Here is a 23,836-nt window from a genome sequence, read left to right as displayed (position 1 = left end):
CAATGGCTGTATCAATTCAAGACATCGCCAAGCTCCGTAAGATGACGGGTGCTGGTATGATGGACGTCAAGAAGGCCCTCGAAGAAGCAGCAGGCGACTTCGACAAGGCTATTGAGATCATACGCAAGCGTGGTCAGGCTATCGCAGCTAAGCGTAGCGACCGTGACGCCGAAGAAGGTTGCGTACTAGCTGCTCACGATGGCGACTTCGCTGTAGTGGTAGGCATTAAGTGCGAAACTGACTTCGTAGCCAAGAATGAAGACTTCATCAACCTAGCCAAGGCTGTACTAGCTGTAGCTACTGAAAAGCGTGGTGCTAGCAAGGAAGAGATCCTCGCTGCCCCCATGGCCGATGGTCGCTCTGTACAGGAACACATCACCGAGCGTAGCGGTGTGACGGGTGAGAAGATGGAGCTCGGCATCTACGAGTTCGTTAAGGGTGCTGCTGCCACTTCTTACATCCACCCCGGCAATATGCTGGCTACCATCGTTGCTTTCAACGAAGCTATCGACGCTCAGGTGGCTCGCGACGTAGCGATGCAGATCGCTGCTATGAACCCAGTTGGTATCACTGAGGCTGATGTACCTGCCGAGATAAAGGAGCGTGAGCTCGAGATCGCACGTGAGAAGGCTCGCGAGGCTGGCAAACCAGAGAACCTGATCGACCACATCGCTCAGGGTGCGCTCAAGAAGTACTACAAGGAAAATACGCTCCTAGAGCAGGAGTTTGTTAAGGACAACAAAAAGACTATTGGTCAGTACCTACACGAGCAGAGCAAGACACTTGCTCCAACGGCATTCTATCGTGCTTCTCTAGTAGCAGAGTAATGATCCTCTAGCTCAGTCAATCAAAAAGCCTCGGCTCCCACAAAGGAAGCCGAGGCTTTGCTTTTTCGTTCCGCTCATCACAAAGAGATCGAGTTCAGCCGACGATAGATACGCAGCAAGGCACGCCGTAGCAGCGGGTGCCTAGGCCACAAATGCTCAAATATAGCCCAACGCTTAGAGCCACGCATCATCATCTTGCCATTGCGCTTTACGCCAACGAGCTCAGCCAACACCTGAGATTTGGTGCAGAGCTCTATCTGATATGGATTGCCGTCACCTCGCAAGGTTAGTTGCTCCCCATCCATTTTGACTATTCGATGAATGACATATCTTTTGTCAGAGAGCTTGACCAGAACTATTCGCCCCAGCGATATACTATCTACCGATAGAGGCGCCAGAAGTAGGGTGTCCCGCTCCTGCCAGATCATCGGAAGCATACTCCAGCCCTTAGCAAATATCGTTACCCGCTTGCCCGTTTCAAGCTCTTTGAGGATTTGGGCGAAGAACACCTCGTTATCGAGCACAAGCACACGGCACAGGCGCGTATCCATAATAATACTAAAGCAAAGATCTAGTCAGAGAAACAGCCTCCTCATCTGGCCTACAGTCTAATCGGTATACGGGTACTCGCTCCAAAACATCAGCAACAGTATTGAACACTTGCTCTCGAACTCTAGACTCGGAGAACATAAAAGCCGAGGAGGAAAAGAGAGAATCGAAGGCCTGAAGTGTCGAGAGCTTTGTGAGTTTATTCTCTGGGCTTTGGCGTAGATGTACAAATGCCACAGCTTCGGCCCAACGATCCTTGTAGCAGGGCGTACTGCCACTCCAAGGGCAACCGTAAACCCTAACCGAAGCATCAGGCATAACCCGAACGATAGGCTCGTCATCATTGAGCAGAGTAGCCTCAGGCACAAACTGACGCCACAGACGGCTATGAGTACTTTTCCCCGTCCCGCTAACGCCCAAGAAGATCAAAGCTCTTCCATGAAGCTCTGTGACGGAGGCATGTACCTTGAGCATACGAAGTTCCGAAGTCACGATGCTGAAAGCAATCATGATAAGACGATCAATCAAATAGCGAGCTCTCTTGTTAGTCAGCGAAGATCGGCAATGGAGCTGACGCCAGTTGGGGCTAAAGCAACCAACCTCCTCTACGCCCAAATGCGTCATCTCTATGCGTATATCAGAGTTAGCCCGCCTATATACCCGGGAGTGGTAATAGATATCCTCGACTTCCTCCAAGAGCTTGTCGTCTACAGATGAGGTACAAGAGCAGTCGCCCCATACCTCAACCAAAGGCTGCACTCCATCGGGAAGGCAGGCTTGGCGAAAAGCTTCATAATTCGGCAAGATAGCTGCCGTAGCAATAGGGTCGAGTGTATTGAGCACGAGATACTGCTCTGCAATGCGATAGATCAACTGAGGCATAGTCTAGGATTAAATAGTTGAGGGAATAGAGAAAGATCAATCAATATTACTTCGCAAATTCTTTTTGTATGAAGTCAATAATCTCACGATCCACTTCGGAACTAAATTTACGAGCGAACAACATATCAGACGCTAGCAAGAAGTCCTTATCCTTCATCGTATAGGTATCAGGAGAGTTTGCATAGGGTGCCCATCGAACCTCCCTCATGGCAGCACGGTCATATGTGCCTTTATATACATGCAAGCTATCATGCATGTACTCCCAGAGAAGCGTTTGTAGAAAAATCTCATCCCCTGCTCGAGTGTATTTAGCCCTTCTTTGGACAAAAGGGCGATGCTCAAGAAGCATCGACACTGCCCGACCAGTAATACTTATCCATTGAGAACCCTTTTTGTATTCGTACTCTGCTTTTCTCTGGGGAAGTATGCGTCCGAGAAGCTCTCTACATTTAGCTATCAGAATACTAGGGAGCCTCCATGAAATTTTCTCATACTTCATAAATAAATAGTAGCGGCTGATCTTAAGCTTTGCATCATAATTAGGCTGATGCGGATCCCAGTAAGAAACAAACTCAGTTCCTTGATGCTCATAGAAGAAACGATGGATATAGTCTTGAGACTTAATGGGCAAGTCTACCCCAGAAAGCAAGTGATAATAAAGGTACCCTCCTCTACGATAAGCCTCTTCAAACAGGTTATATTCTACTTCTATCAAGTTAGCATGTCCCCAGCGAGCATCGATACGTTTATCCAGAATATAGAGATTGGCATGCACTACAGACAAAAAAGAGGGAGAAAACTCTTTCCACTTCTTATCTACATGAAGATAGATATCGTTCCGCTCATCATCAAGCATACGGACAAGTACCTGTAACAGGTACTTGTCCGTATGTGCCATAATGAGATAAGCGTGTTTAGCAGACCTCATAGGTAACTATGATTTTCTGAACCGAGAGAAAATACCACTCCGCTCTTTCTTATTGCCATAGCCATAACCGTAGCCGTAACCATAACCGTAGCCGTAGCCGTAGCCATAACCGTAGCCCTTATTCTGAGAGGAGATCCCGTTAAGTACTATGGCCATATTATTTAATATCTTCTCGTCATAGAGGAGCTGTAGGTCTGGCAATACTCGTCGGTCTACAGTCCCTGAGCGAAGAATGAACAATGTCAAATCAACAACCCTATTGACAATCGTAGCATCAGCAACAATACCAAACGGTACACCATCAATAAGGACATAGTCATACCTCGCGCTCAGCTCATCCATTAGAGCATCCAGTCGCTCACTCATTAATAGCTCTGCAGGGTTAGGAGCAGAACTACCAATTGGGATAACATGAAGGCTCGGGCAGTTCTTATCTTGACGCAGAACATCCTCTATTTTGATAGAATCATCGGATAGATAGTTCGTCATTCCTCGTCCGGACATCTCTAGGCGTTTACTCATCATCCCCTTACGCAGGTCTAAGTCAACTATCACGACTTTCTTGTCTGCGAAGATAAGGCTTCTTGCCAAATTATAAGTCGTGAAGGTTTTCCCCGCATTAGCGCCAAAAGACACACACATGATGCGCTGCCCCGAAGTTCTTCCATACTTCTTCATAAAACCCATATTCGTACGAAGCACTCGGAACGCCTCCGTAATGGCGTCAGACCCCTGAGGCTCTACAGCCACGAAGAGATTCGTATCCGACTGTGGGATATCGCCCAAATAAGGAATGCTGACACGCTCCAAGACGTCTTTGCGTGTACGGACCTTAGTATCTGCAAGGAGCTTTAGAAGGAAGAAGGCCGTCGGAATAAAAAGTCCGATTGCAAAGCTAATGAGCAACGTACGTGTTGTATTTGGGCTAATAGGGCTATTCGACCCTGTATCAAAATCCATAACATAGGCATTATTACTCTGAGCTGTCTGAGCCAAAGTATTCTCCTCCCTTTTGGATAGGAGCTGGGTATAGAGAGCTTCCTTCATTCTCTGCTGACGCTCAATGTCAAGCCACTGACGCTGCTTATTAGGAACCGCCATCATCTCGGCCAGCCCTTGTCTATTGCGAATCTCAATTTCTCTAAGCTGTAGATCAAGTGACTTGATATAGCCCTCTAAAGTATGACTAATCGACATTCTCGTCTGCTCCATAGCCTTGGCGTATTTCTGAACCATGGGGTGGTCTTCCATGCCTCCAGTAGTAGCAAGCCAACGGTCATACTCAGGTTTAACTTGGTTATATGCTGTGATAGCCGTTTCCAAGGCTGCATTATTCAACCCTATATTTTGCGGCAGATATTCACTCCTTTTACTTGGGTTGTTGATAAAATCAAGGAAGTATCTAGCGAGGCGCTTCTGAGCATCTATTTCAAAAGAAGCCTCATGCCCTGTCTGCGCTCTACTGGTGTATGCTCCAGCCACCACTTCGGGAGCAATAAAGTTATTAGCCCTTTGGAAGCTATCAATATTACTCGCCAACGCATCTAGCTCCTCACTCAAGTTAGCAATGCGCTCATTGATAAATCGAGCAGTATTGACAGCAATTTGGTTACGAACGCTACTTGTTTCCGTATTGTAAGCATCAACGATTGCTTCAAGCAGGTCGGTTGCACGTTGCTTGGAGTTATCCGTAAGCGTTAGGCTGAGTACTGTGGCCCTATTCTCAGGTTGTCCAATAAACAAACGGCCTTGATAGGACGCAGCCAAATCCTTTACTGGCAAGCGAGTTATCTTAATAGCTTTATTAGGCCACGGCTCATTATAACCCTTAGACGGAACTACAATAAGCCGACTCTTCTCGTATGTCACTTCCTCCCCCAACTGTACCTGTTTGGTTTCTCCTCCTTCTCGGCTCAACACAATCGAAGAAGCATCCTTGTATGTGACTTCAAACTGATGGTATTGATCCAACGAATCAGCAAAGGTAACCTGTATAGGAGCCGATTTGTACAATTCAATAGGGCGCAAACCATCTATGATGCCGTAATGGACATGGCCATTAATAGCCTTTATAGCATTTGCGATTACGACACGAGAGCGTAGTTGAAGACGCTCGTTCTCTATATTGACACGGCTACGTCTACCGACCAAATCAAGGTCAATAGAAGTACGCTGAGCCGGATCTCGCACGATGACCGTCACAACGCTTTCATAAGTATAAGCCTGCTTAGCAGACTTATAATACATATAGCCCGTACACAAGAGGATTGATAGTAGGAACCACTTCCAGTACCCAAGGAGATAGAAGAACAGGTCAATCAGATTGATATCTGCAACGACTGTTCCTGCGGATTTGGTTTGCTTCGAGGAAGACTGCGGTGTAATAGCTGGAGTCATACGACGTATTCCTTTTACTTAGCGAGTTTAACCAGCGCCACTAGCGCTGTGATAGATGATATGGTTGAGAATACATACCCACTAAGCTGCATAGCTCTGTCGATAGTTTCCACATTGCGGTAGCGAGGCTGAACATAAACAATGTCATTAGGCATGAGATAGAATGCTGGCGATTGATAAACATCGACAGACGTAAGGTCTAGAGCATAGGTTTTGTAGCCTAGTGCTTCTTTACGAATAACCTTAATTTTATCCACCCTTGAGTTCTGAGGCAAATCTCCCGTCATCGCAATAGCCTCTAGAATATTGACCCGATCTTGAGCCTCTACACGCAACACACCTCCTCGAACCTCCGAAAGAGGCGTGAACATGGAGAGCTGGGCTCCCTGCCCTTGGCCTCCAGCTTGTCCTTTGCCTTGATTGGCGATAGCACCAAGGAGATATATTTTATAGTTAGCTAGAAACACCTCAATCCTAGGATCCGTCAGGTATTTGCTCTCAATGATCAGTCCCTCAAGCATGGTCCTAATCTCTGGGAGTGTTTTACCCGCAACTTGCACCTTACCTAACACAGGGAAATTTATACTGCCGTCCAAACCGACCAAATACCCCAGCCTACGCTGCCCTCGGCTATCCTCATCAGAAGGACCTTGAGTTGATGTCGGTCCTCCAGTAAGGGCTGTGAGTCCTCCACCTGCATCAAAAGCGCCACCATTGAAAGGGGCAGCAAGCTCGGGGAATGCACTCCCTACATATATACTAATACGATCGCCTGAAGAAATGACGACCTCGTTATTATGCAATACGGCATATTGCTTTGCGTAGTCTACGTCCTGCATGTATGCAAACTGCTTCGGTGCATCACAGCTCGTTCCCAAAAACAGAATGGAGAGTAGGCAAATAAGGGTTGATCGGGTTATCAGTTTTATCATAATTGTTTACTTAACCTCTAGATACAATATTATCTGAACTAAAATTTCTTCCCAAAGATAATAGAAAATGACGTAAGAAAGATAATTTTAACATCCGTCCACATCGAAACACTCTCCAAGTACTGTAAGTCATAGTCCAATCGGCGAATCATCTTTTCTATCGTATCTGTGTAGCCATTATACAAGGTGGCATACGAAAACAGGCCCGGTCTTAGGGCATACAAGCGGACGTAATCTGGGCGGCGCTCCATAATCTGCTTGATATAGAACTCCCTCTCGGGTCTCGGGCCAACGAAAGACATATCACCCTTCAGGACATTCCAGAGCTGAGGGAACTCATCTAAATGATGCGCTCTAATAAATGCTCCTACCCTCGTAAGACGATCATCTTTCTCTCCCTGACAGAGCCGAGCACCTTCGTCCTCTGCATTCATCTTCATAGAGCGGAATTTGTACAAGACAAATGGGCGCCCCTTATATCCAATCCGCTCCTGACTATATATAGCAGTACCCGCCCGATCCTCGAGTTTGATAGCTATCGCTATAATCAAGATCAGCGGCGAGAAAATAATCAAAGAAATCAGCGCTAGAAGAAAGTCAAATATACGCTTAAGTATCAACCCCATAAATAAATTTTAATAGTAACCTAGATCTATGTTTGAGGCCACAAAATTACACTTAATACGACATTATATCAAGAGCATAGAGCAAATCCTACAGGCGAAGGTCCTACCACGCAAGGATTCGGCGATACTGCTCGAACAATCCAGCCTGCATCTTTTCTCTTGTGAATAGTTCCAAATATCTCTTTTTTGCGCCTCGGCTCAATTTATCGTAGAGTTCTTCGCTGGAGCAGATAGTCTGAATGGCATCTGCTATTGCCTGAGCATTTTTGGGGGCGACATTGAGTCCGGACTCTCCATGTGCATTAACCCAAGAGACCCCTGACCCCTCGATCTTTGTCGCTATAATAGGTTTCCCCGCAGACATGGCCTCAACCTGAACGATCGCATAGGCCTCTGTCTTGATCGTTGAGCTCAAACAAAACACATCACAAGCTGCATAGTAGGCAGCTTCCAAGTCATTGGGGATAAAGCCAAGGATACGCACCTTCTCGGACAAGCCCAAGTCTGCCACACGGCGTTGCAGACTAGCCTTGAGGGGACCACTACCTCCGATCAAGACAACATAGCTATCATCAAGCATCATGGCCGCATCAACCAAGTATTCATATCCCTTATAGGGGACCAGACGTCCCATGGAGTAAACAATCTTTTTGCCAGCGTACTCATTACGAATGGTTGCAATGACACCATCATCGGCGACTCGCTCACGCACGCCAATAGGCAGATAGCTCACCTTCTCTTGCACTTGCTTGAGATAGGGCGACTCCTGTACGTAGGTAGGCGTAGTGCCAAGAATAAGGTCTGCCCTATTGACAAGCCACCTCTGGAGCGGCAGGTACAACCTAAGCAGGAAACGCTGCTTGAGGATATCGCTATGCCAATGCAGCACGACCTTGCCTTTGTAGTCGGACAAGAGCAGAGCCAATGTGGCCATCGGATCTGGGTGATGAATGTGTATAATATGGTAGTCATGGCAGATCTCTCTCAATTTAGAAATCATATCTGGAGAAATCATGGTAGCCGACTTATTGGCGATGGTCTTTGTCTTAATAATCTTACTATATGAATTTAGCCGAGTTTCACCCACCTCATCATCGGCCGAAGCACAGAGCATATCACAATAAACATTGCCAGCGGATAACCCTCTCACGAAAGCCATCATCACCTTCTCTACCCCCCCCTTGATAGGATGAAACTTGCCAAGCTGAAGTACCTTTAGTTCCATAAACACACGTTATTTCGCTTCTGCTTGACAAAGATATGCATTTTGAGAGATCTATCACAAGGGATATCAAAAAGACTTAATTTTTTTTGACAAAGAAAAACAATTATTCATCCCTCCGTGAGCAATCTTGTGTTCTCTTGGGCTGACTTCATTGGATTGCTCTAGGAAGCCGGGAAGATCCCTAGTCCATTTTACCAATATCTAATGGCGCTCTAGGCCTTACCTAAGGCATTTGCCCAAGCCCCTATATCAGGCGTCTAAGCACACCTGAAGATAGAAGACGAAGAACCCAACACTCACAAACATAGTTTGCCCTCGACTACTTTACCGCTAGGCTTACTCCTCTCGACGAGGGCGAAAAGTATGGAAGGCTGCAAGGACAATCATGATGATAAGTGGGATCGTTACCTTGGGCTCTGCACGTAGCCGATCCAGTATGAGTGCGACAACCAATAGGAGGATACCAACTAGCCACAAGGCTGTACGCTTCTTTTTGTTGATCATACCTTGGTCTTCTAGAATGTAATTTTCGTTTGTACACGTATAGCCTGCCTATGAGATACAGGCAAATGAGGATCCGTTAGGCGGTAGAAATAGTCCACACGCAGGATATTGAAGATATTCTCCACTCCAGCACTCAGCTCTAGATGTAGATGATTGTTCATCGGCCGAGCAAACTGTGGCAAGTACTCTGCCCCGACACGAGGCTTGCGAGCATCGGCCGACATATCTCCCCAAAAGCCATGCAAGCTAACAACTTCTCTTAGATTGAGGTATTTGACCAAGGGGAGCCTACTTAGAAGCAGCCCATTGAGGTGATATGTACCTTGGAAGCGCAGATAGCGATCGGCGATGTACTCCAGAGGTTGCAGAGTCTGGAAGGCTCCGCCTCGCAGAATCCAACCAGTATTGGCCGTGGGGTAGAAGAGCGAAGTTTGTGGAGCTGCACCGAGGGCAATACCTGCATTGACCTCTGCATCAAGACGCCCGAAGAGCGATAGATGGATCCGCTGGCTGTAGCTACCCGATAGGTGAGCATACGTTTGCATATTACCGGGGAGTCCCTTGGGGTATAGGCTGAGCGACACCCCAAAAGATGGACGATAGCGATTGAGATCGAAAGACTTACCTTGTCGCACCTGCCTAAATCTCCCTCCTCCGATCGAGAGATTAGCACCAAGGTTGATTGAGGTCTGAGCAATATGATCGACACTCTGCGGGACGAGTTGCTCATCTAGGCGGTAATAGGCCAAGTCCCCCGTAGGCACCTTACGTATATATTGAGCCGAGATCGAGGTACTGAGCTGGTCTGTCCAGTCTTTGACGTAGCTAAGAGCATACTTATCACCATAGAAACGAATCCGATTGTCAATATTGCCAAGTAGACTGGCCAAACCGTCCTTAAACATAGAGCTGCCCTCATCTCCGGGGATAAACAAATCTCGGTGGGCCGTCAGCGAAATATGATCACGAGGATGCTCAAAGGCGTGATAGTTGCGCCGCTTGGGGGTGAAGGTCGCTTGGGCATAGTACTTCCACCGCTGATCTCGTAGACCATAGCTAGCATAGCCCTCGAGGAAGAGGTGTTGCATCAGATTGGCAGTGGTCATTCCTCCCAGCCTTAGCCGTACACCCTCCAGCTGATTGTACCCAACCAATGTTTCGTATGGACCCAGATCGAACTTGATGCGCTCCTTATTGAGAGGTTCTAGGGGGATCGAAAAAAAGCCAGTGGCGAAGAGGCGACCAATTGAGCTAAGGATATTGAACCCTCTGTGAGTCTGCAAATAATTGACGAAGTCCACCGCCTTCTGTTCCTTGCGAGAGAGCGCCTGAGGGCGCTCTACAAGCCCATAGTTACCCGGCTTGATGAGCATAGCCGCTAGGCGCTCACTCTCGGGCAGAAGGCTCCTCGGATCTAGATACTCGGTCCGAAGCGCATCTTGCCCGAAGCGATAGCTATGGTAGTCACGCTCTACCTCAACCTCTAGTCCCTGCTTGATGAGCCCCGTAGGCTTGAGCACAAGCCCTAGCTTTTTGGTCTTAGGGAGCCAAACTTCTCCTCGTGGCGTCTGGACGGGAGCGAAGGAAGTGGAGATACTCATGCGCTCCACCCAATTGACGCTCGCCACGTTGGGGAGCGTCATCTCCACATGACGCATGGAGAGCTGTACCGTATCGATCCAGATATGCCCATTCATACCCACACTCCGTGGGTTCATAGGCCTAAAATGCATCAAGAAGCAAGGCGCCCCTTCGTAGCTAACAGTATCTTGTATATAGTACTTATAGAAGTGCGTTGCCCACTGCCTGTTGAGCGGGCTGGGGAACTCCGTCAGCAGGAGCTGGAGATTATTGTCATACACATCGAAGTCTGCTAGCAGCATATCAATGCTGTTGGTCGTTCCCCCCTCGTCCATAGCAGCCTCTACACCATGCAGACGACGCCCCGTGATCACTGGCAGCAAGGAAGATCCGCCCCGTGCGGCAAAAACGGTCTGCTTCTCCCTCAAGGAGAGGGGCATAGTAACAGAGCTAATGAGGGTAGCCGAGTCCCTAAACCGATCCGCCACCTCGGCTTTGAGGCCAAAGTATCTCTTCCCCGGGCGAGAGCCTACTTGAGAGATCAAGATCTTCTCATACTCTTGATAGGAGTAGTCCTCAAATGCAGCGACTCGGTTGCGATCCTTAGCCTCGATAACACGCTCCATGAGCATAACGGCTGGATTATTTTTGCGCCTATACCGCTCCTTGCGTGGGCGCACAACCACTGCCTCGAGCTCGTCATACGCCTCCTGTAGAGCGATCCGCCCCAGAGCCGGTCGGCTATCTTCTCGCCAAGTGTACTCAAGGCTTTTGTAGCCCATAGAACTGAAGAGGAGTTTGACTCGTCCTCGGCTCACAGCCGCCGTGGGGAGCTCTAGTCGAAAGCGCCCACTAGCATCACACGACGTGCCGATACCCTTCTCTCCTCCCTGAACCAGTACGTTGGCGTATGGGATCGCTTCTTTGGTTTTGGCATCAACAACCTGACCGCTCAGAGTCTGAGCCTCCACCATATCAATACGGCAGAGGCAGAGTAATGAGGTTATCCAGAAAATACACTTCCACCTTATAGAGTTTTCGATCCTAGAAGTCATTGACAATCCAATCTATTCAAATACAAAAATCAAGTGCAAAGATATCTAAAAAGCAATCGCCCCTTAAAAACGCATCTTGATCCCCCCAAATTGTCCCGCCTCAAAATGCTTGAGCATACCATAGGGCGAGAAGCACAATCGTCAATGGGCGTAAAATCTGCAGCGTTCCCTCCCAATCCATACCAAGGGAGCTACCACTTGTCCTTGTAGGTACCCATGAAGTAGAGGAACGAGCTCTTGAAAGTGAAGCGACTCGGTACGGAACTCTGAAAGTAGTAGAAACCACTCTGCTCCTTGACACGACGGCACGTTTTGGCTTAAAAACACAAAAGTTACACCTGTGCATCCGTCTACTTTTATGTAAAAATACGCAAACGAACTACACTTAAATTTTATCAAACAAGGTGGTAGTTTATAAAGCTACGAGGGGTGCTCGCAAGAAATTGAAGGGAAGAACGACTGGGACTGATGGACCAATCCTCCCCAATATGTCCATTAATCCGCCAAGATTGATGGGGAGAAATACCAAAAAGTGTGCCATAGGCTTATCAAGCCAGCCCAGAAAACAAAATAAAGCACTCATCATAAGCAAGTTGCACGAACGCTATTTAAGAGGGGTATTTCCGTTGCTCTGGAGCTAAGTGCCCAAACAAGAGAGGACGCAGCCTAGAGCCTCCTAGGCGGCAAATATGAGGGCTAGGCCGTTGGCTAGGCTGGCCTCAATTCGCAGCCGAATTAGCCCAAAAGTGTTAGAGAGTGTAAACCCCCAAATCCTCAGAATCCGCCCTTTCGTAACATGATGATACTCCTCTCCCGGCTATCCCCATTAGTAGGTATTTTCTTGCTCGGCTCAAAGCGAATTAAGAACAAAGACGGCATTTCTATACTTTTGTAGTATATGAATTTATCAGAGCTTAGACAAGGTGAGCGAGCCGTCATACTCAGAGTACATGGCTCGGGGCAGTTTCGCAAGAGAATCCTAGAGATGGGGTTCGTCCAAGGGAAGGAAGTTTTAGCCGTGCAGGGCGCCCCTCTGCGTGACCCAATGCACTACAAGATATTGGGCTATGACGTTTCTCTAAGACTAGAGGACGCTCGGCAAATAGAGATTAGACCGCTCGAGGCTCTCGCTCAAGAAGCACCAGAGAGTACAGAGCTACCCACTGGGGTACCGGAGGGCTGGGGTACGGACAAGCTAGGGCGCACACACACCTCGGCAAGAGCTAAGCGCCAGAAGCTACGCATCGCACTGGTAGGCAACCCCAACTGTGGCAAGACTTCGCTTTTTAACCAAGCCAGTGGTGCGCACGAGCATGTCGGCAACTATAGTGGCGTGACCGTCGAGGCCAAGACGGGACACATAGACTATCGGGGCTATCGCATCGAGATCATCGACCTACCGGGGTCGTACTCTCTCTCGCCGTATAGCCCAGAGGAGCTCTATATCCGCAACTTCCTCAGCGGAGATTTGCGCCCAGACCTTGTACTCAACGTACTTGACACGACCAACCTAGAGCGCAACCTCTACCTAACGCTCCAAATCAAGGAGATGGGGCTACCTGTCGTGGCAGCCCTCAATATGTTTGACGAGTTTGCCGAGCGCAAGGAGTTCCTCAACTACCCCAAACTGGCTCGCCTAATCGGTGTACCGATGATCCCAACAGTCTGCCGTACAGGGCTGGGGTTAGAGGCTCTATTCGACCAGATAATACAAATATGGGAAGGAATCCGCTCGGCCGACCCACAAGTCGTAGACCCCGAGCAGGGACAGATCCGTCCGTTACAGATCAACTATGGACTCACGCTAGAGGGACAGATCTCAACGCTACAACGCAAAATCCTAGACCACCTACCTATCGCCAACGAGCTAGAGGCACGCCACATCGCTATCAAGCTACTTGAGGGGGACGAACCCATCGCGCGTGAGCTGATGAACCGCTACCCCAAGGGTGCTTTCGTTATCTCCGCCCGAGATTATGCCCTCAAGAGCATCAAGGAGGAGCTAGGCGAGCGAGATGCAGAGGAGCTGATAACGGACGCTCGCTACGGCTTCATCTCAGGAGCTCTGAGAGAGACCTACAAACCTAACAAGCACCGAGGGCAGACACTTACCGACCGCATAGACCATATCGTCACGCATAGGCTGTGGGGCTTCCCGATCTTCCTGCTACTCATGTATATCATGTTTGAGGCAACCTTTACTCTGGGAGCGTATCCGATGGACTGGATCGAGGCAGGCGTAGAGGCGATAGGCAATGCCATACGTGGATTGATGAGCGACGGCCCCCTCAAAGACCTGATCGTAGATGGCGTCATCGCTGGGGTTGGTGGGGTCATTGTCTTCCTTCCCAATATCCTAATCCTCTATCTATTCATCGCGATCTTTGAGGATAGTGGCTATATGGCCCGTGCCGCCTTCATCATGGATAAGCTGATGCACCGCATGGGCTTGCATGGCAAGAGCTTCATTCCTCTGATTATGGGCTTCGGGTGCAACGTGCCTGCCGTTATGGCCACACGCACCATCGAGAGTCGCAAGAGCCGCATCATCACGATGCTGGTACTTCCCTTCATGAGTTGCTCGGCACGCCTACCCGTATATATTCTACTGGCAGGGGCGCTGCTCCCCAGCTACGCAGGCTTAGTCCTCTTCGCCCTATATATAATAGGTATCTTGATCGCTGTAGTGAGTGCACGAGTAATGCGCAGCACCTACTTCCGAGGCGAGGACGTGCCATTCGTCATGGAGCTACCTCCGTATCGTATGCCTACGCTCCGCTCCGTAGTCAGGCATATGTGGAATAGAGCCAAGCAGTATCTGCATAAAATGGGGACTGTGATCCTAGTGGCCTCTATCGCCATTTGGTTCTTGGGCTACTTCCCTCGCCAGAGCGAGGCTGAGGTAAGGCTGGAGCAGCAGATCGAGCAGGTAGAGCAGAGTGACCAACTAAGCGAACAGGAGCGAGAGCAACAAGTGGCAGAGCTAACGGCTCAACACGAGCAGTACCACCAAGAGAACTCGTATATCGGTCGCCTTGGTAAGCTCACCGAACCAATCATCGAGCCTCTAGGCTTCGACTGGAAGATGGGTATCAGTCTGCTCTCGGGTCTTGCCGCCAAGGAGATCGTCGTCAGCACACTAGGAGTTATCTATACGGGCAACCCAGACGACAGCGAGGAGGCACAGCAGGTACTCTCCGAGCGTATTCGCACCGAGCGGCGTGCCGACGGCTCTCCAAGCTTCACGCCTCTAGTTGCTTTCGGCTTTATGATCTTTGTGCTCATTTACTTCCCTTGCGTGGCTACAATCATCGCCATAGCACGAGAGTCGGGTTCGTGGCGCTGGGGAGCATTCTCCGTGTTATATTCTTGTTCTCTGGCTTGGCTTATGAGTTTCGCTGTCTATCAGATAGGGCGACTACTTATGGGCTAGAAAGATTGAGATTGATATGATACAGTATATAATAGTAGGGATAATCGGTCTGCTAGTCGTGGGCTATGTAGGGCGTAGCCTCTGGCGGGCGCTCTCGGGCAAACCGAAGAGCGGCAGTGGGTGCTCGGGGTGCGACGGCTGTGGCCTCAAAGACAAATGCCACTAGAGCGATGAACTGGATTGACCTTGTCTTACTGATCATGCTACTCATCTCGATAGTCAAGGGTGCTGTCATGGGAGCTGCCAAGCGGATTATACAGATTGCCGCTGCCGTAGTGGCCTTCGCCGAGTGCTGGAGGCTCTCGCCTTGGGTACGAGATGTGGTAATGTCTGCTTTCGACCTCTCGGGAGAGGCGATGAGTTTCCTAATCCCGATTATCTCCTTTGCCGTCATCTATCTTGCTATATGGGGCGTGGGGAGCTGGCTCGCTGGCTTCTTCAAGGGGGGAATCTTGGGCTTCGCCAACCATGTACTGGGGGGTGTTCTAGGTCTAGTCATCGGTATTTATGCTCTGGGCTATCTGCTCACCTTGGCCGACTATGTACTCCCCACAAGCGAGCGTATGGCCAAGCACGGTATCAAAGATGCACGACCAGAGAGCCAACTCTATGCGCCCATACGAGACTCTATCACCGATCTCGAGGGGATAGAGGCTTATATAAGAGGAGCCAACAGACAATAAGTAGGGGTTTCCGAACGATACTATATTGATGATGCTACGGCAAGTACAGAGATTACACAAGCGGGCTAAAGGAGATCTTTATATCTTTGCGCTTGCGACTTTGCCACTAGCAAGTATAGCGCATCAATTGAGATAAGTAACTAAATAAGCAAGATGATGAAGCATATAAGTCTGGCCCTACTAACCACCCTAGGGCTTACAATGGGACTAAACGCCCACGCTCAGCAGAGTGAACAACCAATCAATCCCGTAGTCACGGCTGTACCCTCCCTACAGATCACACCAGACGCTCGTGCAGCAGGTCTAGGAGATATCGGGGTGTCTACTACGGCAGACCCATACGCCCAGTACTGGAATCCAGCCAAGTATGCTTTTGCCTCAAGCAAAGCGGCCTTCTCTATGAGCTACACGCCTTGGCTCTCACAGCTAGTAGACGACATCGCCCTCATGCAGGCAGTGGGCTACTACAAGATTGGCTCGGAGGATAATCAGGCGCTTGGGGCATCGCTCCGCTACTTCACCATGGGTAAGTTCGTCAAGTTCGACGCCCTCGGCACTAATATCGGGGAGGCACACCCCAACGAGTTTGCGGTAGACCTGAGCTATTCGCTCAAGCTCAGCCCAGAGTTCTCTATGGCTGTTGGCCTACGCTATATCTACTCGGACCAGAACGTGGACAAGCAGTACCCAGCAGGTTCAGCCTTCGCAGCCGACCTAGCGGGATATATGAATAAGTACATCATGCTAGCAGGGGCCGAGAGTCTGTGGAAAGTTGGGTTCAACCTCAAGAACTTAGGCTCGAAGATCTCTTTCGACGATGGGGCTAGCAACTCCTTCATTCCAGCCAACCTAGGGCTCGGAACTGGTATTTTGTATCCGATCGACGAGTACAATATGATTTCGTTCAACGTCGAGGCCAATAAACTACTCGTACCAACTCGACCTCTACGTACAGAAGGTATGACCAAGGAAGAGGAGAATAAGCTCTACGACGACTACCGCAACACTTCATCTGTGTCGGGGATCTTCAAGAGCTTTACAGATGCTCCCGGTGGCTTCTCGGAGGAAATGAAAGAGGTACGCTGGAGCTTCGGGGCAGAGTACAGCTACAATGATCAATTCTTCCTGCGTGCTGGCTACAGCTACCTGCACCCAACCAAGGGTAATCTACAAGGCTTCACAGCAGGAGCAGGCTTCAAGATGAGCGCCTTCCGCATTGATGCGTCCTATCTGATGTCTACCGTACAGAACAATCCGCTCGACCAGACGCTTCGCTTCAGCCTAGCGTTCGATATGGAAGGGCTGCGTAACCTATTTAGATAATATGAAACTACCATATAGAATAGGCTTCGGCTTCGACGTCCATCGCCTAGAAGCTGGCTACCCGCTTTGGCTAGGTGGCATCAAACTGGAGCATCATTTAGGACTAGAGGGGCACTCAGATGCCGATGTCTTACTGCACTCTGTCTGCGATGCCCTACTCGGAGCCGCAGCCCTTGGGGACATAGGCGTACACTTCCCTCCTACGGATATGAAGTACAAAGGCATCGACAGCAAGATCTTGCTCCGAGAGGTCTGCGCTCTAGTACGCCAGACGGGGTATGAGATTGGCAATATCGACGCCACGATTGCCGCCGAAGCTCCCAAACTCAATCCCCATATCCCACAGATGCGCCAAACAATGGCGGAGGTAATGGGCATAGAGGTAAGCCAGATTTCGGTCAAAGCAACTACGACCGAGCGCTTGGGCTTCACGGGGCGACAAGAGGGTATGTCTACCTATGTGGTAGCATTGATCTACGATGCTCGGCAGTAGCCAAAGATCATAGAGTAGGCTATTAATCTATCGCAAGAAGTGTATGAATACACCAACGGAAGTCATTGATCAGCTCATCGGGCTGGGCGAAAAGAAGTACAAGACGCCTTGGCTCAAACTCATCATACTCGGTATGCTAGCGGGCGTGTACATTGCTACGGGCGGCCTACTAGCATCGTTGTCTGCAGCGGGCTTCGGAGCTTGGTCAGAGGGCAACCCTTTTCTCCCCAAGCTATTGGCGGGCATCACTTTCCCCGTGGGGCTAATCCTCGTGGTCCTTGTCGGGGCAGAGCTCTTCACTGGCAACACGGCCTATCTGATGCCTGCTACGATCACACGGCGCATACCATCTATTTACTTCGTACAGAACTGGGCGGTCGTTTTCGCTGCCAACCTTGTCGGGGCGCTACTCTTCGACTATTTCCTCGTCTACAAAGCGGGCATCATGCAAGCACCAGCCTACGCCGACTACATCAGGCACGTAGCCGAGTACAAGGTCGGCCTGCCATGGGATCAAGTCTTGCTGCGTGGCATTGGTGCCAACTGGCTAGTTTGCTTGGCGGTTTGGCTTGGCTTCGCCTCTCGTAGTATGGTAGGACGCCTTGTGGGCATTTGGTGGCCAGTGATGGCTTTCGTGGCGATAGGCTTCGAGCACTCAATCGCCAATATGTTCTATATCCCTACTGGTATGCTCTATGGGGCTAATGTGTCTTGGGGAGCATTCATACTAGACAACCTAATACCTTCTACTCTGGGCAACATCATCGGCGGTACGCTTTTCGTAGGTTGTATGTACACGTATCTCTATGCCGGCAAACGCCATTAACGAGCGATGCGACTGCTACTCTAGGGAGAAGACTTGAACTAAATGATGATCTTGATCGTACTGTTACTACTGACTCTGCTCGGTGCAGGACTCTACTACGCCTACTATAGCCTCGGAGTGCTCGCTCCTTCGTGGCCTTGGCTAAGGGTTGGTGTGGTCGGTGGGAGCATTATGTGCCTACTCAGCTTGGTCTTGTCCTTCGCAGGGCGTGAGATATTCCCTATTTGGTTTCTGCGTCTATCCTACTCGCTCGGCACATCGTGGCTATTTGTCTTCCTCTATTTGATGATGCCTCTTCTCTTGTGGGGTTTGATTTACCTATGTCTTCCCATCGCTCGAGGGCTCCTCACCGACAACTGCTGGCTTACCCTAGGGCTACTGCTCTCGGTCGCATCCGTGCTGCTCCATGGCTACTACGAGTATCGAGACAAGAAACGAGTAGCCCTAGAGATTGATATCTCCAAACCGCTGCCCAAGCCGCTCAAGATAGTTGGCATCTCGGACCTGCACCTAGGCTATACGATAGGACGTGGTGAGCTGAGCCAATGGGTAGACAAGATCAATGCTGAGCAGGCGGATCTAATCTTGATCGCAGGCGATATCCTAGACAATGACGCACGCCCAGTACTACAAGAAGGTATGCACGAGGAGCTAAATCGCCTCAAAGCCCGACTCGGAGTCTTCGCTTGCCTTGGCAATCACGAATACATTGGGCGAGAAGCCCAACGTAGGGACGTACTCAGCAGGACCAATATCAAACTACTGCAAGACGAAACTATCTTGGTTGATAGCACTTTCTATATCATCGGCAGGGACGATCGTATGAACCCTTACCGCCGATCTACCCAAGAGCTAGTACAAGGGTTGGATCACTCCAAGCCTATCCTGCTACTTGATCATCAGCCCTACAATCTAGAGCATAGCGAGGCAGCTGGTATAGACTTCCAGCTTTCTGGGCACACACATAGAGGGCAGGTCTTCCCGATCAACCTACTGGTCGATGCACTCTATGAGCAGTCGCACGGCTATCTACGCAAGGGCAATACCCACTTCTACGTCAGCTCTGGTATTGGCTTGTGGGGTGGCAAGTTTAGGATTGGCACCCAAAGTGAATATGTCTGCGTGACGCTCAGATAGGCATCTGCTCGCCCTCAATCTCTCTTGTGCAGACATACCAGCCCTTCGGTTATGACTTTATTCCATTTTCTGAAGCACTTTTTTGGATAAATAGGGAGTTAATGAGAAGAAAACTCCCTACATTTGCGGACATATTAAAGAACTTTTTAACAACTTAATTCAAACCACTTATGAAAAAGAATTCACTTTCTACATTCATGGTATGGGCGCAGAGATGCCTATTGCTTCTTGTGCTGTTTGGTATTTCCTACAAACTATCCGCCCAAGAGGGTAATGCCTACAGCGTTACAGTAAAGACAAATGCAAAAGACTTAATCTCCAAGGGCGCCCTTAGGAAGGACAAAACTCCCGGGCGCATCTTTGTCGGCACTGATGAGGTAACAATGGACCTCAAAACAGGTGAAGGCAAGACAATTATCCCCTTGAAAGGACATGAGAAGTGGGACAACACATGGGAGCATGTCCGCGTACGAGTAATGGCCAACAAGGGATTTTACCTCCAGTCTATCACTTGGGTTGATGAAAGCGACCCAACCAAAGAGCACACGATGAAGAACAATAGTCAGTTCGAGGCCAAGAGCCTCAAAGGCAATGTTATCATCACTGTGACTTATGCGCAGGTGGAAGAACCTGAAGAAGAAGATGAAGAAGAACCTGAAGTAGAAACCTTCACTGTGACTTACAATATCGTTGCTGGCCTAGGGACGTTTGAGGTGCGTCATGCGGAGGTGCAAAATGGGAAGTTCATTCTAGAGAAGGGCGACCAACTTTCGCTTGAGCTAACCCCTGAAGATGGCTACAAGATTGGTCACGTTAAGTACGACGGCATTACAATCGAAGGGCACAAGTTCAATTCCTACGGCATATACAGCCTCGGGACGATCAAGAAGAATATGCACTTTGATGTTACATTCCTCAAGGAGGGCGAAGAGGATACAACAAGTATCGAAACCATTGAGGGAAGAGCCAACGAGATATACCCTAACCCTTGCCACAATGACCTCTTCCTCAGCCGAGCTGGTCAGGTATCTATCTACAATCTAACCGGCGTTTTGGTACACAAGCAGGCTGAAGCAACGACTCATGTCGATGTGTCCAAGCTACCACAAGGCGTATACGTGCTCAAAGTTAGCCAAGGCCAGCAAGTACGTGTGCACAGACTGGTAAAGCGATAAGCCGCACTCAGCTCACTGAGTAGTACATATAGCCTAGGGGCTGTGCTAGAAATAGATCTTGGCACAGCCCCTTTTGTGTAGTACCAGAACCTACAAAGGACAAGGGTAAGCCCTATATCTCCTTGACCTCGGGACATAAAGATTATCCCCCAAGAGCCTACTCATTGCAGAGCTCTTGGGGGATATTTTTTGTTTGTGGCGACAAACCTAGCAGGACTGGAGCGATGGATTACTTGGGTAGCTCCTCGAAGTCTACATAGTCATCGCTATTCTCCTTGTCGAATCGCTTGGCTTCTATCTCGTCCATGTCCATCTTTTCTTTCTTATGGCTAGTTGGCTCTTGAGATGAAGTACGCCTATTGGAGCTAGCACCTTGCCTCATCTGCTCGTGTAGCCTCTGCTGAATACGTCCAGCAATCCATTTGAGGAACCAGTTGCGCAGCACTGGCATAAGCAGATATAGTAGTATCCCGACGAGCAGGAGTGTCCCTACAAATTCCATTGTTCTAATCTTCGTTTAGTTTGATCCGATACCTCTAGCTCGGTGGGCCTCTACCCCTTAGTCGAGCTCTGCACTATAGATAGCAAAACGTATGCCAAGATACCGACAGAGAAGCCAAAAAGACCGAAAGCGGCAACAGAGGCTAGTACGGCTACGACCAAAATAATCTGGTAAGTGAGGCTTGAGAATGAGAGCTTCTTGACCTTGAACGAGAACATCGGGATCTCACTCAACATCAGATAAGCCAGCAGAAACACAGCTACGTAGGTCGTAAGCTGCGTACCTACCAAGCCGATAGCCGTGAATAAAGTGGGGATAAACGCCGAATAACCAATCCAAAAAAGAGCATTGGCTGGTACTGGTAGGCCGATAAAAGAAGTCGTCTGACGGGTATCGTGATTGAACTTGGCCAGACGAAGCGCAGCTCCTGCGGCTAAGACAAGCACGGGGAGTGCCTCGTAGAAGCCCAGACCGCTATCCCAGAGCCCCTGCACGACCAAAATAGCAGGTGCCAAACCAAAGCTCAGTACATCGGCCAGAGAGTCTAGATCCTTACCAATAGGCGATGACACACCTAGGGCACGAGCAGCTAGCCCATCGAAAAAATCGAAGACTGCCGCCAAAATAATTAACACAGCCGCCAAGGACAGATCCCCCACCTTGAGCGTATAGATAATAGAGAGAGCCCCTGAGAGGAGGTTCAGACAAGTAATGGCATTTGGGATATGCCTTTTGATGCTCATCATCATCACTCAGGTAAGCGGGCGATCATCGTTACGTTGCCATCGACCTTCTGCCCTAGCTTGACGCAAACCTCAGAGCCGAGAGGCAAATAGAGGTCTACACGAGAGCCGAACTTGATGAAACCCAAATTGTCATTGATGCGAGCCTGATGACCTACCTCGGGGTAAGTAACGATGCGCTGAGCCACAGCCCCCGCAATCTGGCGCGCAAGGACACGATGGCCCTCGGGCGTACGAATTACGACGGCCGAGCGCTCATTCTCCGTACTACTTTTGGGCAAGTGAGCTGCTAGGAAGCGGCCCTTATTGTGCGACACATGCTCAACCGTACCATTGACGGGGATCCAATTGACATGCATGTTGAAGACGTTCATAAAGACAGATACCTGTAAGCAGCGGCACCCCATGATTTCCTGCTCATCGACCTCCTCGATCACGACTACCTTACCGTCCGCAGGGCATACCACAGCTCGATTATTGGCGGCCTCGGGGTGCTTGCGTGGGATATAGCGAAAGAAGTTGAGCACTAGTGCATAGAGAATAGCCGAGATAGCAAGTATAATATAGAATGCAACCCCAGCTCCCGAGAGCATATACGCCGTAGCACAAAAGAGCGCTAGCGATATCCCAATGCCGATTAATAGACAAGTTCCCTCCTTGTGAAGTGTCATTGATGTTTAGTTTATTACTGATTAAATAGTTTATCTACTGATTTTGAATGAGCAAAGATAATAAATACCCCCCATAGCACCCAAAAGCGAACAAAGCTTGAGCAACAAAGCGCCCAAACCGATAAATAACTCTAAACAAATGACTACTTTAGTAGACGTAAACCAAAAGCACTTTTGCTCAAGAAACATACGAACCTATGAACAAGAAGAATAGCTACTTTTTTCGCAACCTCGTATTTGAGGGTGGTGGAGTCAAAGGAATTGCCTATGTAGGAGCCTTGGAGGTACTCCAAGAGGCTGGCATTTTTGACCAGATAGAGCGAGTAGCAGGGACCTCTGCTGGCGCTATCATCGCCGTATTGCTCGGTGTAGGCTATACCCCCGAGGAAATCAAGAAGGTAATGTGGGAGCTCGACTTCAAGAACTTCATGGACGACTCGTGGGGAGTGGTCAGAGATGCCAATCGTCTAATCAGTGAATTTGGCTGGTACAAAGGCGACTTCTTCCGAGCTTGGATCGGATCCATGATTGCCCGCAAGCTAGGCAACTCCGAAGCGACATTCTCTGACCTCATTCACTGCACAGACCCCAACCTCAAAGCCAAGCAGATCTATCTCGTAGGGACGAACCTATCTACGGGCTTCTCCGAGGTCTTCTCGCACGAACACACGCCTCGCTTCTGCATCGCCGATGCCGTACGTATCTCCATGTCTATCCCGATTTTCTTCGCTGCTAAGCGCAACTTCAGAGGAGATCTCTACGTGGATGGTGGCATGCTCGACAACTACCCCGTCAAAGTCTTCGACAGACGCAAATACGTCAAGAGAGATTGGGCACGTACAGAGTACTACGAAGCTATCAACGAGGAGCTGCGTGACCGATGCAGACGTATCTCGGACTATGTCTACAACAAGCAGACACTCGGCTTCAAGCTAGACAGCAAGGAGAAGATCTCCATGTTTAGAGATCAGGCCGAGCCACCCACACGCCAAATCAACGACCTATGGGACTACACCACAGCCCTGCTCAATACGCTCATTGATGCACAGGACAATACGCACCTACACAGCGACGACTGGCAGCGAACCATCTATATCGACACTCTAGGGGTGAAGGCTACAGACTTCGCTATCGAGGAACAAAAGAAGCACGACCTATTGGCCTCGGGTCGCAACTATACTACGGCCTACCTAGAGTGGTACAACAATTCGGAGCCAAAAGCCAATAAATAGATCTACTGGCCAAGGATTCGCCAAGGCGTACATCGAGAGCGATGTACGCCTTGCATTTTGCACATTTAGAAACACCTAACAAGGAGCTGTGTCAAGACTCTTCTTGGCGCAG

Annotated in this window: 22 protein-coding genes; 10 read left to right on the top strand and 12 right to left on the bottom strand. The window is 49.4% G+C overall.

Translation table 11 applies throughout. The features are described from left to right. The first annotated feature begins 2 nt into the window (after nucleotides 1-2). Complete coding sequence (tsf, locus tag HQ41_RS05125) at nucleotides 3-827, top strand: translation elongation factor Ts (RefSeq protein WP_044188816.1); 825 nt, start codon at nucleotides 3-5, stop codon at nucleotides 825-827. A gap of 77 nt (nucleotides 828-904) precedes the next feature. Here tsf and HQ41_RS05120 read toward each other — a convergent pair whose 3' ends face one another. The 9 genes from HQ41_RS05120 to HQ41_RS05085 form a co-directional block, all read right to left on the bottom strand. Next, on the bottom strand, nucleotides 905-1,378 hold the full coding sequence (locus HQ41_RS05120) for a S24/S26 family peptidase (protein ID WP_044188812.1): 474 nt from the start codon (nucleotides 1,376-1,378) through the stop codon (nucleotides 905-907). A 7-nt stretch (nucleotides 1,379-1,385) separates the two neighbouring features. Next, the gene (locus tag HQ41_RS05115) at nucleotides 1,386-2,258 is read right to left on the bottom strand and encodes a hypothetical protein (protein ID WP_044188809.1); all 873 of its coding nucleotides are present in this window, start codon (nucleotides 2,256-2,258) and stop codon (nucleotides 1,386-1,388) included. Nucleotides 2,259-2,304: 46 nt separating this feature from the next. Beyond that, entirely contained in the window at nucleotides 2,305-3,156 is an 852-nt protein-coding gene (locus tag HQ41_RS05110) for a beta-1,6-N-acetylglucosaminyltransferase (RefSeq protein ID WP_161780582.1), read from the bottom strand. A 36-nt stretch (nucleotides 3,157-3,192) separates the two neighbouring features. Next, complete coding sequence (locus tag HQ41_RS05105; protein WP_052405298.1) at nucleotides 3,193-5,583, bottom strand: polysaccharide biosynthesis tyrosine autokinase; 2,391 nt, start codon at nucleotides 5,581-5,583, stop codon at nucleotides 3,193-3,195. Between the two features lie 14 nt (nucleotides 5,584-5,597). Further along, complete coding sequence (locus HQ41_RS09325) at nucleotides 5,598-6,515, bottom strand: polysaccharide biosynthesis/export family protein (protein WP_081964764.1); 918 nt, start codon at nucleotides 6,513-6,515, stop codon at nucleotides 5,598-5,600. Nucleotides 6,516-6,553: 38 nt separating this feature from the next. Further along, entirely contained in the window at nucleotides 6,554-7,141 is a 588-nt protein-coding gene (locus HQ41_RS05095) for a sugar transferase (protein ID WP_044188805.1), read from the bottom strand. Between the two features lie 103 nt (nucleotides 7,142-7,244). Next, entirely contained in the window at nucleotides 7,245-8,366 is a 1,122-nt protein-coding gene (locus HQ41_RS05090; RefSeq protein ID WP_044188803.1) for a glycosyltransferase, read from the bottom strand. A 336-nt stretch (nucleotides 8,367-8,702) separates the two neighbouring features. After that, nucleotides 8,703-8,870, bottom strand: a complete 168-nt coding sequence (locus tag HQ41_RS09725; RefSeq protein WP_161780581.1) for a hypothetical protein — start codon at nucleotides 8,868-8,870, stop codon at nucleotides 8,703-8,705. An 11-nt stretch (nucleotides 8,871-8,881) separates the two neighbouring features. Continuing rightward, on the bottom strand, nucleotides 8,882-11,425 hold the full coding sequence (locus HQ41_RS05085; protein ID WP_052405296.1) for a DUF5686 and carboxypeptidase-like regulatory domain-containing protein: 2,544 nt from the start codon (nucleotides 11,423-11,425) through the stop codon (nucleotides 8,882-8,884). A gap of 979 nt (nucleotides 11,426-12,404) precedes the next feature. On the opposite strand from HQ41_RS05085, the gene feoB reads away from it, so the two are divergent. The 8 genes from feoB to HQ41_RS05050 all read left to right on the top strand — a co-directional run bounded on the left by feoB (nucleotide 12,405) and on the right by HQ41_RS05050 (nucleotide 20,576). After that, nucleotides 12,405-14,939 (top strand): ferrous iron transport protein B, encoded by a 2,535-nt coding sequence (feoB, locus tag HQ41_RS05080; RefSeq protein WP_044188801.1) that lies wholly within the window; start codon nucleotides 12,405-12,407, stop codon nucleotides 14,937-14,939. A gap of 16 nt (nucleotides 14,940-14,955) precedes the next feature. Then, the gene (locus HQ41_RS09495) at nucleotides 14,956-15,105 is read left to right on the top strand and encodes a FeoB-associated Cys-rich membrane protein (protein WP_081964762.1); all 150 of its coding nucleotides are present in this window, start codon (nucleotides 14,956-14,958) and stop codon (nucleotides 15,103-15,105) included. A 4-nt stretch (nucleotides 15,106-15,109) separates the two neighbouring features. Then, nucleotides 15,110-15,622 carry a CvpA family protein gene (locus tag HQ41_RS05075; RefSeq protein WP_052405295.1) on the top strand — a complete coding sequence of 171 codons (513 nt, stop codon included), beginning with the start codon at nucleotides 15,110-15,112 and terminating at the stop codon, nucleotides 15,620-15,622. 156 nt (nucleotides 15,623-15,778) lie between these two features. Continuing rightward, nucleotides 15,779-16,945 carry a type IX secretion system outer membrane channel protein PorV gene (gene porV, locus HQ41_RS05070; protein ID WP_044188849.1) on the top strand — a complete coding sequence of 389 codons (1,167 nt, stop codon included), beginning with the start codon at nucleotides 15,779-15,781 and terminating at the stop codon, nucleotides 16,943-16,945. Nucleotide 16,946: 1 nt separating this feature from the next. Next, nucleotides 16,947-17,438: a 2-C-methyl-D-erythritol 2,4-cyclodiphosphate synthase gene (gene ispF / locus HQ41_RS05065; protein WP_044188798.1), complete on the top strand. Its 492-nt coding sequence runs from the start codon at nucleotides 16,947-16,949 to the stop codon at nucleotides 17,436-17,438. A gap of 43 nt (nucleotides 17,439-17,481) precedes the next feature. Beyond that, nucleotides 17,482-18,264: a formate/nitrite transporter family protein gene (locus HQ41_RS05060; protein WP_044188795.1), complete on the top strand. Its 783-nt coding sequence runs from the start codon at nucleotides 17,482-17,484 to the stop codon at nucleotides 18,262-18,264. Between the two features lie 42 nt (nucleotides 18,265-18,306). Beyond that, entirely contained in the window at nucleotides 18,307-19,401 is a 1,095-nt protein-coding gene (locus HQ41_RS05055) for a metallophosphoesterase (RefSeq protein ID WP_044188792.1), read from the top strand. Nucleotides 19,402-19,571: 170 nt separating this feature from the next. Beyond that, a complete protein-coding gene (locus tag HQ41_RS05050; RefSeq protein ID WP_081964761.1) occupies nucleotides 19,572-20,576 on the top strand; it encodes a T9SS type A sorting domain-containing protein in 1,005 nt (334 codons plus the stop codon). A 229-nt stretch (nucleotides 20,577-20,805) separates the two neighbouring features. Here HQ41_RS05050 and HQ41_RS05045 read toward each other — a convergent pair whose 3' ends face one another. Genes HQ41_RS05045 through HQ41_RS05035 form a run of 3 tightly spaced genes read right to left on the bottom strand, consistent with a single transcriptional unit; the run spans nucleotide 20,806 to nucleotide 22,492 of the window. After that, on the bottom strand, nucleotides 20,806-21,078 hold the full coding sequence (locus HQ41_RS05045) for a DUF4834 family protein (protein WP_044188787.1): 273 nt from the start codon (nucleotides 21,076-21,078) through the stop codon (nucleotides 20,806-20,808). A 50-nt stretch (nucleotides 21,079-21,128) separates the two neighbouring features. Then, the gene (gene pssA, locus HQ41_RS05040) at nucleotides 21,129-21,821 is read right to left on the bottom strand and encodes a CDP-diacylglycerol--serine O-phosphatidyltransferase (protein WP_044188847.1); all 693 of its coding nucleotides are present in this window, start codon (nucleotides 21,819-21,821) and stop codon (nucleotides 21,129-21,131) included. 5 nt (nucleotides 21,822-21,826) lie between these two features. Next, a complete protein-coding gene (locus tag HQ41_RS05035; protein WP_044188785.1) occupies nucleotides 21,827-22,492 on the bottom strand; it encodes a phosphatidylserine decarboxylase family protein in 666 nt (221 codons plus the stop codon). A gap of 197 nt (nucleotides 22,493-22,689) precedes the next feature. On the opposite strand from HQ41_RS05035, the gene HQ41_RS05030 reads away from it, so the two are divergent. Continuing rightward, nucleotides 22,690-23,724 carry a patatin-like phospholipase family protein gene (locus tag HQ41_RS05030; protein WP_044188783.1) on the top strand — a complete coding sequence of 345 codons (1,035 nt, stop codon included), beginning with the start codon at nucleotides 22,690-22,692 and terminating at the stop codon, nucleotides 23,722-23,724. The last annotated feature ends 112 nt before the right edge of the window (nucleotides 23,725-23,836 follow it).

The organism is Porphyromonas sp. COT-290 OH860, from assembly GCF_000768935.1.
Lineage (GTDB): Bacteria > Bacteroidota > Bacteroidia > Bacteroidales > Porphyromonadaceae > Porphyromonas.
This window is presented reverse-complemented; position numbering and strand designations above follow the sequence as displayed.